Origin of the sequence: Paenibacillus sp. GM1FR, from assembly GCF_002803315.1 — a bacterium.
GTDB lineage: Bacteria > Bacillota > Bacilli > Paenibacillales > Paenibacillaceae > Paenibacillus > Paenibacillus amylolyticus.
The window spans coordinates 53,481-67,662 of the sequence record NZ_MKZL01000044.1 but is presented as its reverse complement, the minus strand read 5'-3'; the positions used below and the strand labels follow the sequence as shown (position 1 = coordinate 67,662).

The following is a 14,182-nucleotide window of genomic DNA, read 5'->3' as shown; positions in this document are numbered from 1 at the left end:
GCAGCGACTAACGCTCAACATGGGCAACGTTGTTCAGCTTGGCCTCGACCTGCCCCCACGTCGGGAGCGCCTCCCAATCGCCAACAGCCTGTATAACCATGGAACCGGTCAAATTGCCGAGACGGGTTGCTTCCTGCGGGGAGTATCCTTTTAATAAACCCGATAAAAATCCCGCACAGAATCCGTCTCCTGCTCCTACCGTATCCAGAACATTATCCGCCTTAAAGTACGGAACTTCAGTTAGGGTACCATTCGCCAATACGTAGGTCAAATCAGGGCCACCCTTCACGATGCACACAGCATTCATGGCAGATAAACGCTCAAGTACTTTTTGATCATTTTCTTCGTTATATAGAAGTTTCATCTCGTCCAGACCCGGTAAAAAGTAGTCCGCCAGTTCAGCTAAACGCAGTATAACCGGACGGGCCTCATCCGCAGACCATAGTTTGAGACGCAGATTTGGATCAAAGCTTACTTTCACCCCTGCCTGTTTGGCAATATGTATGGCAGCCTCTACCGTAGCAAGTCCTGACGGGCTTATCGCTGCCGTTATACCCGTAACGTGCAATATCTTCGCCCCGGCAATATAATCAGGATCCAGATCATCAGGTGTGATCGCACTTGCAGCAGATAGCTTCCTATAATAATGCACCGAGGCTTTCCCGGAAGCGTTGTCACGAATCATCAAACCAGTTGGCTCGTGATCACTCAACCTTACCCGGGATACATCTACGCCTTCACCGCGAATGGCTTTCAGAATCATACTGCCGATCGGATCATTGCCCAAGCGTCCAAACCAACCACTGGTATGCCCCAGGCGGGATACGCCAATAGCCAGATTGCTCTCAGCACCCCCGAAAGACTTGTCCAGTGTGGCTGCATATTCCAGCCCTCTTGTATCCTTGGCAGTCAGCAAACCCATACTCTCCCCAAACGTAATAATTTCCGGGCTTGGATAGGGACTCGTTGACATGATTTCTTCCCTCCTTATAGTTACATTCCCTCATCTTCTTTTTCTATTGTCATCCTCTATGCAACCGTTGTCAATCCCGTTGCGTTCATTTTGTTGTCACAGCTTTGATAAAAGATAACGCTTACTATTGTGAATTAAATCACAATAGATAATGAACATCCATATTACCCTTATTACAGATGCAAATGACCTGGCAACCAGGGTCTATAAGGGGGCTACACCATGAAAAATCAGACACTGATCCGGGATGATCAGGAATCTTTCTTTTACAATCTGCGCTTTATGCTTATCGTCTGTGTCCTTGCTGGTAATGCACTTGAACCACTCATTACACGTTTTGCAGGAGCGGAAGCTCTGTTCCTGTGGATATATACGTTTCACATGCCACTCTTTGTATGGGTAACCGGGTATTTTGCGACACACTCACTCCAGGGTGAATCTGGGCGAAACGTCCTGAAGCAGATTGCACTACAGTATGTACTGTTTCAGTCCTTATACGCATTGATGGACTTCACCGTATTCCACACACCCCATATGCGGCTATCCTTCTTTGCACCTTACTTGCTGTTATGGTTTCTCGCGAGTCATTTCTGTTGGCGACTGTTGCTTCGTCTGACGATTTCCTGGAAACCGATATATCGGCTGATTGGATCCGTTGCGCTCGGTATAATTGCCGGGTATTTGCCCATCGACGGGTTCTGGCTCAGCTTCAGCCGTACGTTTGTTTTTCTGCCGTTTTTTGTCATCGGTTATGACTATGGAGCAACCATCCGTTCACGTTTATTATCCGGTTGGGGGCGAAAAACCGCAGCCATCCTCTCTGCTGCACTGTTGGTATGGATCGGGTATGGGGGTTTGAATATTTCAAGCGGATGGTTACTCGGCAGCATGACGTACGCCGAACTGGGTCACCACGAATGGTATGCCGGTATCTTCCGGGTGGGTGTCTACTTGCTGGAAATCGCATCTGCAGCACTGTTCTTGGCTTGGGTACCTTCCTTGACTTCCAGACTGACGGACCTTGGACGACGCACACTCTATGTATTTCTGCTGCATGGGTTTCTCGTTCGTCTCGCAATCTGGTCCGGAGTCTACAGTTATATGGGAAGCTCGGCGTATATTCCAGTCATACTTGTCATTGCCATACTCTTCGCAGTCACACTGGCTCTGCCGGCTGTACGTCACACGTTCAAACCCGTAATTGAACCAGATATATCCCGATTTTCTTTCAATCGACATGAGGTGTTTAAACGGTCGGCCTAATTCTCTGACGGATCTCTTCACCATCGATTCTATCCTAGTGAATTGTTTCAGGCTGGAAATAAGGTGGTAAATTAGGGATACGCGCTACAAAAAACAACTTATCGTTGTAAGGAGTGATTTGTAATGGCACGTCAACAGACGTCAGAACACAAGATGAGCCGTGAGGAAGCTGGCAGATTAGGTGGCAAAGCGACTTCCAAGAACCATGACCGAAGCTTCTACCAGATGATTGGAAAAAAAGGTGGAGAAGCGACTTCAGATGCCCATGACACTGACTTTTACAAGCAGATTGGTCGCAAGGGCGGCGAAGCAACCTCCGAAACTCATAATAAGGAATTCTATCGTGAGATTGGACGCAAAGGCGGAAGCAACTAATGAATTCCGCTCGCCACATCGAAACATGATCATAGCTTTCCCGTAAATCAAGAAGTCTAATTCCATGAAAATGGTTTGAGGCTTCTTTCTATTGATTGTAGAAATATGACGACGGTTGTGATAGACTCAATAGAAAAACCGGGTGTTCACGGGTTTAAAGCAGCAAAGAATTTCACAAACTACGGGGAGCTCGACACCGGCATGCCGGTCCTTTTTTTTAGAGTACGGATGAAATTAAACGACAGATGCACTGCCATTTACTTTTCCATTCATGTTGCTCAATATTATATATTTGGGGGGAATACACCATGTCAGCCAAGAAGATGCGTTCCGATATGATCAAAAAAGGTTTTGACCGTGCACCACACCGGAGTTTGCTCCGCGCAGCGGGCGTTAAAGAAGAGGATTTCGGCAAGCCGTTTATTGCCGTATGTAACTCATACATCGATATCGTGCCCGGCCACGTCCACCTTCAGGAATTCGGTAAAATTGTAAAGGATGCTATTCGTGAAGCCGGTGGCGTTCCATTCGAATTCAACACCATCGGAGTAGATGATGGTATTGCCATGGGACACATTGGTATGCGTTACTCGCTGCCAAGCCGTGACATTATCGCGGATTCCGTGGAAACCGTTGTATCTGCACACTGGTTCGACGGCATGGTATGTATCCCGAACTGTGACAAAATCACACCAGGCATGATGATGGGTGCGCTTCGCGTAAACATCCCTACCCTGTTCGTAAGTGGTGGACCAATGAAAGCTGGTCGTGACAGCAATGGTAAAGCTCTTTCCCTGACTTCCGTATTTGAAGGTGTAGGTGCTTACCAAGCAGGTAAAATCGATGATAAGAGCTTGCTTGAACTTGAACAGTTCGGCTGTCCAACATGTGGATCATGTTCCGGTATGTTTACTGCAAACTCCATGAACTGTCTGGCAGAAGCGATGGGACTGGCTATGCCAGGTAACGGAACCATCCTTGCCGTTGCTCCTGAGCGTCGTGAGTTTGTTAAACAATCCGCTACTCAATTGATGGAACTCATCAAAATGGACTTGAAACCACGTGATATCGTAACTGTAGAAGCGATCGATAATGCGTTTGCACTGGATATGGCGATGGGCGGATCTACGAATACAGTACTGCACACGCTGGCACTGGCTCATGAAGCAGGTATCGAGTATCCAATCGAACGTATTAATGAAGTAGCTAACCGCGTTCCACATCTGGCGAAACTTGCACCTGCTTCCGATCTCCACATCGAAGACGTTCACAATGCAGGCGGCGTAAGCGCAGTGCTGAACGAATTGCTCAAGAAACCAGGCGCAATTCATGGAGACTGCATTACGGTAACAGGTAAAACAATCCGTGAGAACGTTGAAGGAAAAGAAATTCAGGATACAAATGTCATTCATCACCTAGATAACCCGCATTCCGAAAAAGGCGGCCTGGCTGTATTGTTTGGTAACCTTGCACCACAAGGCGCTATCATCAAAGTTGGTGCAGTTGATGCTTCGGTTGGCGGATACCATAAAGGTCCTGCCATCTGCTTTGACTCCCAGGAGCAAGCGCTCGAAGGTATTGCTAACGGCAAAGTAAAAGAAGGACATGTTGTTGTTATCCGTTATGAAGGACCAAAAGGCGGACCAGGTATGCCTGAGATGCTGGCTCCTACTTCCCAGATCGTAGGTATGGGATTGGGTGCCAAAGTTGGTCTGATCACCGATGGACGCTTCTCTGGAGCATCCCGCGGAATCAGTATCGGACATATCTCTCCGGAAGCAGCTGAGGGTGGTCCAATCGCCTTTGTTGAAGAAGGAGACATCATCGAGCTGGATCTGAACAACCGTATCATCGAATTGCACATCAGTGACGAAGAGTTTGAACGTCGTCGCGCAGGTTGGAAAGGCTTTGAACCGAAAGTAAAAACCGGTTACTTGGCTCGTTATTCCAAACTGGTTACCAATGCAAGCAACGGTGGCGTACTGAGTATCTAATTCACTAATAAATAAAGGGTTGCTCTTCTGCCAAATCTGGCGAAGGGCAACCCTTTTCTTTTGCTGGTAAGTGTGATCAGTCCGTTTAGTTCCGCTCTGGCAGTATCTCTTGTTCAATTAACAACGATTCATCTCTGGATTCTTCTACCGTTGCTGCCACCTGCATCGTATGTTGACCGTAACGTTCCAATAATAGATCCAGCGGCATGGCAATCATCTTGGGTACCAGTTGTTCAGTACGCTGTTTCAAACGTTTGGTTCCTGCCGGGTGGATTACACTTAACAGCAGCTTCAAGTATACTTTGGATGCAGCACTGAACGGTCCAGGAGGCAATTCTTGTATGGTAAATCCGAATTTTTCTGGGCCTCTGTTAATCATACTCACACCGTATATCGCCTTGGCAGAGCGTAACTCAGGTTCGAGTGCCACCATGCGTGCCAAATCCGGCAATTGCTGTTCCATCGTCCGAATCATGCGAATAGCCAAATGCATACTGGAACGTGACGTCACTCCAAGTTCAAACAATTTCTGATTGTCAAAATGTAGTTCTATTACCGGATCTCCATTTTGAATGACATGGCCATCATTCATCTCCACCCGTGCTCCGTGATATACACGTGATCTGAAGTGTAGCATTGGGTCCTCTGGCGAAGCCGTCCGTAGATGATATACCCAGTGGAACAACTTCTCCCAGCCCAGCCATAAGGCAACAACGATTCGTTTCCATAGCTTCAGTGGTGTCTGTAATTGCGTTTTGTTCTGAGATTCGCTCACTATGATACCTCCCATCAACGTATCAACGCGTACGCTTTGCAGGCCTAGCCGTTCAGCTTCCTGTAATACGACTTCCAGCGCCTGAAGCATCTGCTCCGGCGCGTGTGCATCAGCACCAAGGGTCGTTCCTCGATCATGCAGCAGCATGACCTCTCCGCCTCTCAGTTCCTTCAGCATCCGTTCAGTCAATCTCTGGGCACCTACTCGGCTTCTCCAATCTTCAAACATGGAAGACCACAGTACAATCTTTCGTTCTTTCTTGCTGAAAAAATCAAACAAATTCATAATCCCCCACGGTGGACGATAATAACAAGTCTTCACGCCGGTTACTTCATGAATAATCTGACCTGTTCGCTGAATCTGATCGCGAACGGTACGTGGCCGCATGAGCCAGTTCGTCTTGTGAATATAATTATGAATGCCAATAAGATGACCTTCCTCATGTATGCGCTGTATGAGTTCAGGATGACTCGCTGCATGTTCTCCAACGACAAAAAATGTGGCTTTTGCTTGATGCTGACGAAGCAGATCGAGCAGTCTTGGCGTATAATGTGGATCTGGTCCATCGTCAAACGTTAATGCAAATTGTGTATCACTTCTTCCCCGTCGAAATACACGAAAACCAAAAAGCCTACTGATCAAACTTGGAATAAAGGCGTAAAAAGATGAAAGATACAATAACCACAGTAAAATACTATGAAGTATCGTTGTCATGTTGCAAGCTCCCCACTTCTCCTGCTGAATTACGGTGCACTATGGCACTATCTAAAATAAACCGCCTTTAATTTTATCATAGTTCAGACTTTTCTTGAATCCTGTTTTCCCAAAAAGATAGCTATCGTGTACAATAAATACAATCTAATTATTGCCATCAAAGGAGCCATGTCCATGCTACCGCTTTACAAAAAATACGGGCGAACTGTCTTTGACATCGCATTGCTCGTATTAACCGTGTATGTGATCATGTACGGTTTCAGTCAATTGTACCATGTGGCTGCACCGGTCTTTCTATCATTCATTGTGTATTGGATGATTGAACCGCTGGCCAAATTTTTACATCGCAAAGGATTGCCCAAGACACTTGGAGCCGCCATCTCCGTCTTGTTGTTTCTTGCATTAATTGTCGCTGCCTTTTTTGGGGTAGGCTTGATTATCATTTCACAGATTTCCAATCTTCAAGATAATTTTCCCGTATACATTGAAATGATACAGCGTGAATTCACCAATCTGGTGTTATTCATTCAGGACAAGTCAGACGCTCTCCCTGATGGAGTTATGGAAAAAGCGAATGATTATTTTGCAACACTGACCGGGTTCCTGTCCAAATGGGTAACTAGCGGAGCGCAATTCGTCGTAGGTTTCCTCAGTTCATTCTCTTCGTTTATTACGAACTTCGGAATTGCGATTATTCTGGCATTTTTCCTCAGTATCGAGATTGAGTCCTGGCGCAAGTTCGCCCGTGCGAAAACGCCCAAAACATTAAAGTTAGCTATTGAATTCATGCGTAATCACGTGTTCAAAACAATCCGCTCGTATCTGAAGGCACAGATGATCATGATGCTCATTACGTTTGTATTGATTTATGCAGGTTTGTTGATTTTGGGAACCTCTAACGCCTTTACCATTGCAGCAGTCTGTGCGGTTTTTGATCTGGTACCCTTGCTTGGCGTTCCTGTTGTGTTTATTCCATGGATCGTCTACTTATTCATTATTGGCAATAGTAGCCTTGCGATTGGCCTGATTGTGATTCTGGCAGTAACGATGCTGACACGGCAGTTGCTGGAACCGAAAATATCGGGTAACTCGATTGGTGTATCCTCGGCGTACTTGATGCTTTCGTTTATGCTGATCTCTCTTTCGATCTTTGGCCTGGCTGGCGTAGTGTTATCTCCAGTGCTTCTGATCCTTCTGAAAGAACTGTTACAACAAGGATACTTGCAAAAGTGGATTCACCTGCCAAAAGATGAATTTGAGTCCTCTCCATTAGTCATGGACCCACCCGTTAATAAGGCCTCAGCGAATTCTGCCGAGTCTACTGTACACCGTCCCGTTCCTGCGAAGGATCATGAGGACTCCGCCAAATAATCCATCACCTTCCTGAAGAGAGCCGTCGCCTGATGTTGGCTGTCAGGAGAGACATTTTGAACAAGAACAGCTACAGCATATTTGGGTTGTTCTACCGGTCCATAACCAATGAACCATTGATTGTTTCGCTTCTCCCCATGTTTCTGTACTTGAGCTGTACCTGATTTCCCTGCAACATGCCACCGTGCACGCTGCAGGGATTTTCCTGTTCCCTCACGGACTACCTTATTCATCCAGGATAACAGTTTATGCGCTGTTGCGGGAGCAATCTGTCCTGATGCTGAAGGTGAATCATGCAAGGGCATCTCCAGCATGGTGCCACCATCCGCATATCGAATCCGCTTAACGAGACGCGGGGCACTAACCTTTCCATCATGTAACAGTGTAACGATCAGATTGGCAGCTTGCAGCGGTGTGACCAAGACATCGCGCTGGCCAATTGCTGTCTGTATTTTTGCACCTTCATCAGCAGAAGAAACAGCCTCTGTTCTCACACGCCCGTGATCCTCATGATCAAAGTGTCGTAACACAGGCATTCCTGCCATCTGCTTCCCCTCCCAGCCAATCGGACGCGCGAGTCCCAGACGATCAGCCGTATTCTCCAGTTGTCCCATACTAAGCCTGCGTGCCGTTTCCGCAAATACGATGTTACAAGACTCAGCGAATGCTTGCTCCAGATTCAGGTCTCCATGCCCATGCTCCTTCCAGCAAGACAACCCATATCTTCCATACTCACCACCGCAATGGAATTCTTCTCCGTTAGAAACCGCATGATACTCCAATGCGGCAGCCGCAGTGACAATTTTGAAAATAGAACCCGGTACGGCTCCCTGTACTGCACGATTCCCCCAGGCCGATTGCTTGGGGTCCACATGTTGTGGCTGATAGAAAGGACGGGAGATCATGGCGCGAACATCTGCGTTAGCGGCATCTAACACAACAATGGCCCCTTCTTGTAATTTAGATTCTTGCGTCAACTCCTCCAACCCTCGCTGTAACTCAGCATCCACAGTGGTTTCTACACGTAAAGGATAATGGCTATTGGCCGGTGCAATGACGTGCGGCTGAATATCAGGGATAATCTCCCCACCACCCGAGACCATGCGTGATACAAGCGTAGGGCCAATTCCCCTTAACAGCGGTTCAAGTGTCCTCTCCAGTCCCGCTGCCCCTGATTTCATGGCAAATGGCTGTTTTACTTCATCCTGATGCCCTGTTAGAACTTTGGAGGACTCAGGCTGTTCAGCCAGATAACCCATCCACTGCATTCCTGTATGCCCCTGAAGGTATCTTGTCATCATCGGATAGATGCCAGCTCCTTGCAGGTGCAAACTGCGTAGACGCTCCACCTGAGCAGCGTTCAAATGAACAGGCTGATGTGTACCTGCTGTCCAGAAATGAGGTATACTTTCCTGATTCCATTCCTTCTTCAATTGATCCGGATCGGTATGTAATATAGCTGCCAACTGTATCATCTCGGAGCCTTCTAATGCCCCATCCTTGCGTAATTTCTCTAATGGACTTGCCTTTGGAAAAAGAACCAGTCCCCATTGCAGCTTACCGGTCAACGCCTCACCCTTGTAATCCGTAAATTGTCCCCGCCCCGGGTCAAGTATCACCCCGCGTTCACGCTGCAATACAGACATTTCACGTACCGTTCGGTGAAATCCAGGCATCGTCTGATTCACCTGAACGATCTGAACCCATCCCAATCGTAATATAAGCAATCCAAAGACAAGAGTTAGAAGAATACAAGTTATATAGATTCGCCGTTTCGCAAGGAGATGCATCCCAATCTCACCTTTTGTCGTTTTGACATATTATTGCTGATATGGCTTGGAATTATCCGGTAAACAAAAAGAAAACCTGTCCCATGTGCGGGACAGGTTCTCCTCATTTCAACCTTGGCTTGTTACACCGTAAAGCGTGACAAAGTTTCTTTCAGTTCAGTAGAAACATTCTCCAGTTTGCCAGACAGATTGACCAGCTGGTTACTGATATTTTGCTGTTCACTGCTCAAGGAAGCTACTTCTTGGGACGTTGCAGAAGATTCTTCAGCTACAGCGCTGACATTGCTCATGGCTTCAGACAACGTACCTTGAGATTTGTTCAAATCTCCAATAGAACCTGTCACCATGCCCAGACGTTCCACAAAGGCACCCATCTGTTCCTGTACGGAAGCAAAGATGACGTTGGTGTCTTTAACCGCATCCATCTGTTCTTTGAATAACGGATAGGCTGCCGACAAAGCATCCACGGTCTCATTCATTTCAGTCATGATTTTGTCTGTAATCTCTCCAACCATCTCAATGGATTGTCTGGATTGAGCCGCGAGCTGACGAACCTCATCAGCAACCACCATGAATCCGCGTCCGGCTGCACCGGCACGTGCTGCTTCAATGGTTGCATTCAAGGAAAGGATATTTGTCTGTTTCGTTATGTTTTGCAGCACTTCAAGCACTTTCAGAACAGAGGAAGTGCTCTCTTTCAGCGAATCAACCTTATTCACCAGTGCACCAATCATTTCTTCTGTCTTCTGGGTTTTGGTCATCAACTGATTCAGATGTTGTGTTCCTGTCTGACTGGACTTCTCTACATGACGAGCAGAATCACCCATCTGTTCATTAGCAGCGATTACACTCTGCATCTGACGAGAGATATTGTCAGTTAATTCATTGCCACGCTCCGCTTCGGTTGCCAAACTGCCTGCACCGCCTGCGATCTCTTCTGTAGCTACTGCGATCTCCGAAGCAGATACAGCCGTTTTCTTGGATGCACTGCTCAGCTCAGAGGCCGTATCCAATACTTCCTGTGCAGAACGATTGGTTTGTTCAACCAGCTTAGTAATCTGCTCCATCATCAGATTGAAGGCAGTCGAGAGCTGACCAATTTCATCCTGGGAGCTATATGGTGTACGAACTTTAAGATTACCTTTCGCACCTTCCTGCATCAGGTCTTTCAATTTGCCAAGTGGACGAGCGATCATACGCACCATCCAGATCCCAATCAATACTGCAATCCCCGCATCAATCAGCGCCATCCACAGGGTCAGAGTCAGAATGCCTTTTGCGTCCTGAACCAAAACAGAGGTAGGTATCATACCAACCAGTTTCCAATTGGATGTATCCATCGTACTGTATACAGCCAGCATTTCCGTAGATTTGCCATCTACCGTATACTCCGTATTCGTACTACCTGCTGGTTCGGTCAACTCTTTGACAAATGCAAGCTCTGTATCTTGTCCTGTACGATCCGAGATGGAGGATGCAACCACTTTGTTATCCGGAGCAATTAGTTGAAGAATAGCTCCTGGCCCCAGATCAAGCGATTTCAATTGTTCCTCCAAAACTTCCAGTTTCAGTTCAATAACCAGAACATACGACTGAGTCGTCCCCTGCAAGTTTTTCATGGAACGTGCAATTTTAAACGTTGGCGTTGAGCCATCTTCCTTGACCTCTGTTGGAAGCCAGCGATAACCGCCCGCCTCAATTAACTCACTGTACCATGCTTCCTGGCGAATGCTGCCCATGGATGAACTGTTGCTGCCGGTACCCATAATGGACTTTGTATCGTCCGTAGGTACCAAATAAATCGCTTCCATAGATTTATTTGTAAATGCAACATTGGACAGTTGCTTGTTGATTGAACTTGAGTTCACGAATGTATCATACGCAGTCAAATTCGTATCTGACATTTTTTGTAGCAAGGACTGCATTTCCGGATCAAAGAAAATCTGTGTGGATGTATCGACAAACCTCTCCAAAATGATGTCCATTTTTTGCTTGGTCTGATCAATGGTCTCCTGATTGGCACGCGAGGCATTTTTCTCTATCGTACCCTTGGCTTTTGAATAGGATAATAGACCTAAACTCACTACAAAAATCATGATCCCCGCAAAAAAGATCAAGAACAGTTTAACCCCTACGGATTTGACCGGATTTGCCTTCCTAATTTGTTTGAAAGAAGACCCTCCAAGGTTTTTCCAATCCCGGTTTTTTAATTGTTTTTTTACCCAATCGGTCTTGATCCAGCCCAGCTTCAATTTACTACGGTCAAACTTAAGTAATTTTTTCCCATTCCCTGTAATTTTACTTTTACCTACTTTTTCTTTCTTCACTTTCTGAACCTGCTCAGGGTTAACCTGCTCGGATTTTATCACTTGCTCCCCACTGTCTTTCTGCTTCTTTTGAACCATTCCCATTCACCTGCCAGTTATTTACTTGTTGGATTTTTCTTTCTCTCCCCTATAAATATGTAGTATTCGACAGCTTTCTTCGTTCCCCTTTCACTTTCCAGAAATATTTTACAACTTTATTCCTATTTTTCTATAAAAAAAAGACCCCCATCTGCCGATAAACGGAGGTCCCCATGTAAATTTCATAACACTATGTTGTTAAATCATAATACAATATTGACACATTGTAGGTATTTGAGCCTACTTCTTTTTTCTCATCATATCGAAGTACGAAACCGGTTGATCCACCTTCATTTTAATCAGTTGCAACGGGTGACGAGCAGCATCTAGAACATTGCCTTCTTCATCCTGTATTTCACCGACGACCTGTTTGAAAAAGTGACCTCCCGGACCGAAAAATTCGATTTCCTGTCCTGGTTTGAAGTGATTGCGCTGTTGAATGGTTGCCATTCCTGTTTCAGCATCATACCCCATGACCAATCCAGCGAAGTCAAAAGGTACAGCCTTTTCTTCCGGTTCATAGATATGATCTTCATGGTCTGGTGTATCATAGAAAAATCCGGTATTCAGCGGGCGATTTGCCGCTTTGTTCATTTCTTCAACCCATTCAGGTTTCAGAACATAATTTTCCGGGTCTGCCATATAGGCGTCAATGGCTTGACGGTATACGTTAACCACGGTTGCCACGTAGTGGATCGATTTCATACGTCCTTCGATCTTGAAACTGTCCACACCCACATCAATCAACTCGGGAATATGGCCAATCATGCACAGATCCTTAGATCCCATGGAGAATGAATTATCCTGTTCCTCGAACAGGGGAAGCTGGTTCTCACCCAGTTTGAATGGTGCAGGTGCCTTCATCTGCATGTCCTCTTCGCTGACCCACACCGTATCTTCTCTCGCATCCTCGAACAGATCATACTTCCAGCGGCAAGACTGGCAACAGCCGCCCCGGTTGGAGTCCCGATCCGTAAAGTGATTGGAGAGCACACAACGTCCGGAATACGAGGAACACATCGCCCCATGAATAAAGGCTTCAATTTCGATATCCACATTGGCCTTGATCTCTTCAATCTCTTCAAAGCTGGTCTCACGTCCGAGAACAACACGTGGAAGTCCTTCATCTTTCCAGAACTTCACGGCTTGCCAGTTGAGTGTGGATTGTTGAGTACTTAGATGTACCTCAAGGCCTGGCACAGCACGAAGCGCTACTTCAATAATAGCCGGATCGGCTACGATGATCGCAGAGATTCCCGCATTATAGAGGTTTTGCAGATACGTTTCGATACCCTCAACATCCTCATTATGTGCATAGATATTCGTCGCTACGAACACTTTGGCTCCATACTTTTTGGCAAACTCCACACCTTCACGCATCTCTTCAAAGCTGAAGTTATCCGCGTTGGAACGCAGTCCATAGGCTTGTCCACCGATATATACGGCATCTGCACCGTAATGGATCGCAAATTTCAGTTTTTCCAGATTACCCGCCGGAGCTAGCAGCTCCGGTTTGTCCAGACGGTTACGTTTACCCGAAAACTTCCGCTGTACCGCCACTGTTTCCATTCTGTTCACCTCGTCTATTAATACACTTGTTCTTTATAGAAAAATCCAAACGACAATTCACGTTCAGGGTCCTGTAACTTGCGCACCTCAGCGAGCCACTCTTCAGAGAAAGCATATGCATCAGCATCGGCTACATAACTGTCAATCGCTGTCCGATATGCACGTACAACAGCTTCATTGTAGGTGAGTGATTTTAACATACCTTCAATTTTGAAACTGTGCACACCAGCCTCCATCAACAGATGAAGGTCTTCGAGGATACATATATCCTCTGAGCTCATAATGTGTGTACCGTTAATATCCTCGTAGATCGGGAATTTCTCATCCCGGCGTTCAGCCTCGATCAGGAACAATCCCCGTTCTTTGCCCAGATCTCCCTCAACCGGCCGCCCTTGATGAGCCATGTAACTTTGTACCAGACTGCGCTTGGAATGATAAATATTCGTCATACCATGCACCTGAACCTGAGCTTCCACCTTCAGAAAAGGGACCATTTCCGTCAACTCGTCCATATTCAACTCACGGGCAAGCACAACACGACTAGCTCCCTTGGTTCCCCAATAGTTGGCCGTCGCATAGTTCGTTGAAGTCATCTCCGCATTCCAGTGCAACTTCACATGTGGCGCGTATTCCTTCATGGTAGCCAGCACGGATGGATCATTAAACTCCACACCATCAATACCGATTCTGCCAAGTGCTTGAACATATTCAGGCAATTCTTTCAACAGTTCGTTGGACATCAGATTAGTCATGGATACATACACACGCGCCTGATGTTTGGCTGCAATGGCAACCACCTCTGCTGTCTCTTCCACGCTAAAGCTGCCTGGAAGACGCATGCCGAATCGATCATCTCCAATGACCAGAGCATCTGCTCCAGCCTGGAGCAGCACCTCTGCCTCTTTCACATTCGCTGCTGTAACGAGCAGTTCATGTTTCTTACTCATATAATC

General features: G+C 46.5%; 9 protein-coding genes and 1 pseudogene. 4 read left to right on the top strand and 6 right to left on the bottom strand.

Annotation, left to right across the window (positions count from 1 at the left end; translation table 11 throughout):
* Positions 1 to 7: 7 nt before the first annotated feature.
* Positions 8 to 973, bottom strand: coding sequence for a sugar kinase (locus tag PAEAM_RS22810; protein WP_100529076.1), 966 nt, complete (start codon positions 971 to 973; stop codon positions 8 to 10).
* Positions 974 to 1,195: 222 nt separating this feature from the next.
* Between PAEAM_RS22810 and PAEAM_RS22805 the strand changes: the two genes are divergently transcribed.
* From PAEAM_RS22805 to ilvD, 3 genes and pseudogenes are all read left to right on the top strand, one after another.
* On the top strand, positions 1,196 to 2,236 hold the full coding sequence (locus tag PAEAM_RS22805; protein WP_100529075.1) for an acyltransferase family protein: 1,041 nt from the start codon (positions 1,196 to 1,198) through the stop codon (positions 2,234 to 2,236).
* 123 nt (positions 2,237 to 2,359) lie between these two features.
* A pseudogene (locus PAEAM_RS22800) lies at positions 2,360 to 2,602 on the top strand (KGG domain-containing protein); the annotation flags it as partial.
* A gap of 317 nt (positions 2,603 to 2,919) precedes the next feature.
* Positions 2,920 to 4,605: a dihydroxy-acid dehydratase gene (gene ilvD / locus PAEAM_RS22795; protein ID WP_036616973.1), complete on the top strand. Its 1,686-nt coding sequence runs from the start codon at positions 2,920 to 2,922 to the stop codon at positions 4,603 to 4,605.
* Positions 4,606 to 4,690: 85 nt separating this feature from the next.
* On the opposite strand, the gene PAEAM_RS22790 is transcribed toward ilvD, so the two are convergent.
* Positions 4,691 to 6,094 carry a polysaccharide deacetylase family protein gene (locus PAEAM_RS22790; RefSeq protein WP_076329169.1) on the bottom strand — a complete coding sequence of 468 codons (1,404 nt, stop codon included), beginning with the start codon at positions 6,092 to 6,094 and terminating at the stop codon, positions 4,691 to 4,693.
* Between the two features lie 174 nt (positions 6,095 to 6,268).
* Between PAEAM_RS22790 and PAEAM_RS22785 the strand changes: the two genes are divergently transcribed.
* Positions 6,269 to 7,465, top strand: coding sequence for an AI-2E family transporter (locus PAEAM_RS22785; RefSeq protein WP_100529074.1), 1,197 nt, complete (start codon positions 6,269 to 6,271; stop codon positions 7,463 to 7,465).
* On the opposite strand, the gene PAEAM_RS22780 is transcribed toward PAEAM_RS22785, so the two are convergent.
* The 4 genes from PAEAM_RS22780 to PAEAM_RS22765 all read right to left on the bottom strand — a co-directional run bounded on the left by PAEAM_RS22780 (position 7,444) and on the right by PAEAM_RS22765 (position 14,176).
* Positions 7,444 to 9,192, bottom strand: coding sequence for a peptidoglycan D,D-transpeptidase FtsI family protein (locus tag PAEAM_RS22780; RefSeq protein ID WP_347707903.1), 1,749 nt, complete (start codon positions 9,190 to 9,192; stop codon positions 7,444 to 7,446). The two genes, PAEAM_RS22785 and PAEAM_RS22780, sit on opposite strands and share 22 nt — an antisense overlap.
* A 185-nt stretch (positions 9,193 to 9,377) precedes the next feature.
* Positions 9,378 to 11,666, bottom strand: a complete 2,289-nt coding sequence (locus tag PAEAM_RS22775; protein ID WP_481856128.1) for a methyl-accepting chemotaxis protein — start codon at positions 11,664 to 11,666, stop codon at positions 9,378 to 9,380.
* 234 nt (positions 11,667 to 11,900) lie between these two features.
* A complete protein-coding gene (locus PAEAM_RS22770) occupies positions 11,901 to 13,229 on the bottom strand; it encodes a peptidase U32 family protein (RefSeq protein WP_100529071.1) in 1,329 nt (442 codons plus the stop codon).
* 17 nt (positions 13,230 to 13,246) lie between these two features.
* Complete coding sequence (locus PAEAM_RS22765) at positions 13,247 to 14,176, bottom strand: peptidase U32 family protein (RefSeq protein ID WP_100529070.1); 930 nt, start codon at positions 14,174 to 14,176, stop codon at positions 13,247 to 13,249.
* Positions 14,177 to 14,182 lie beyond the last annotated feature (6 nt).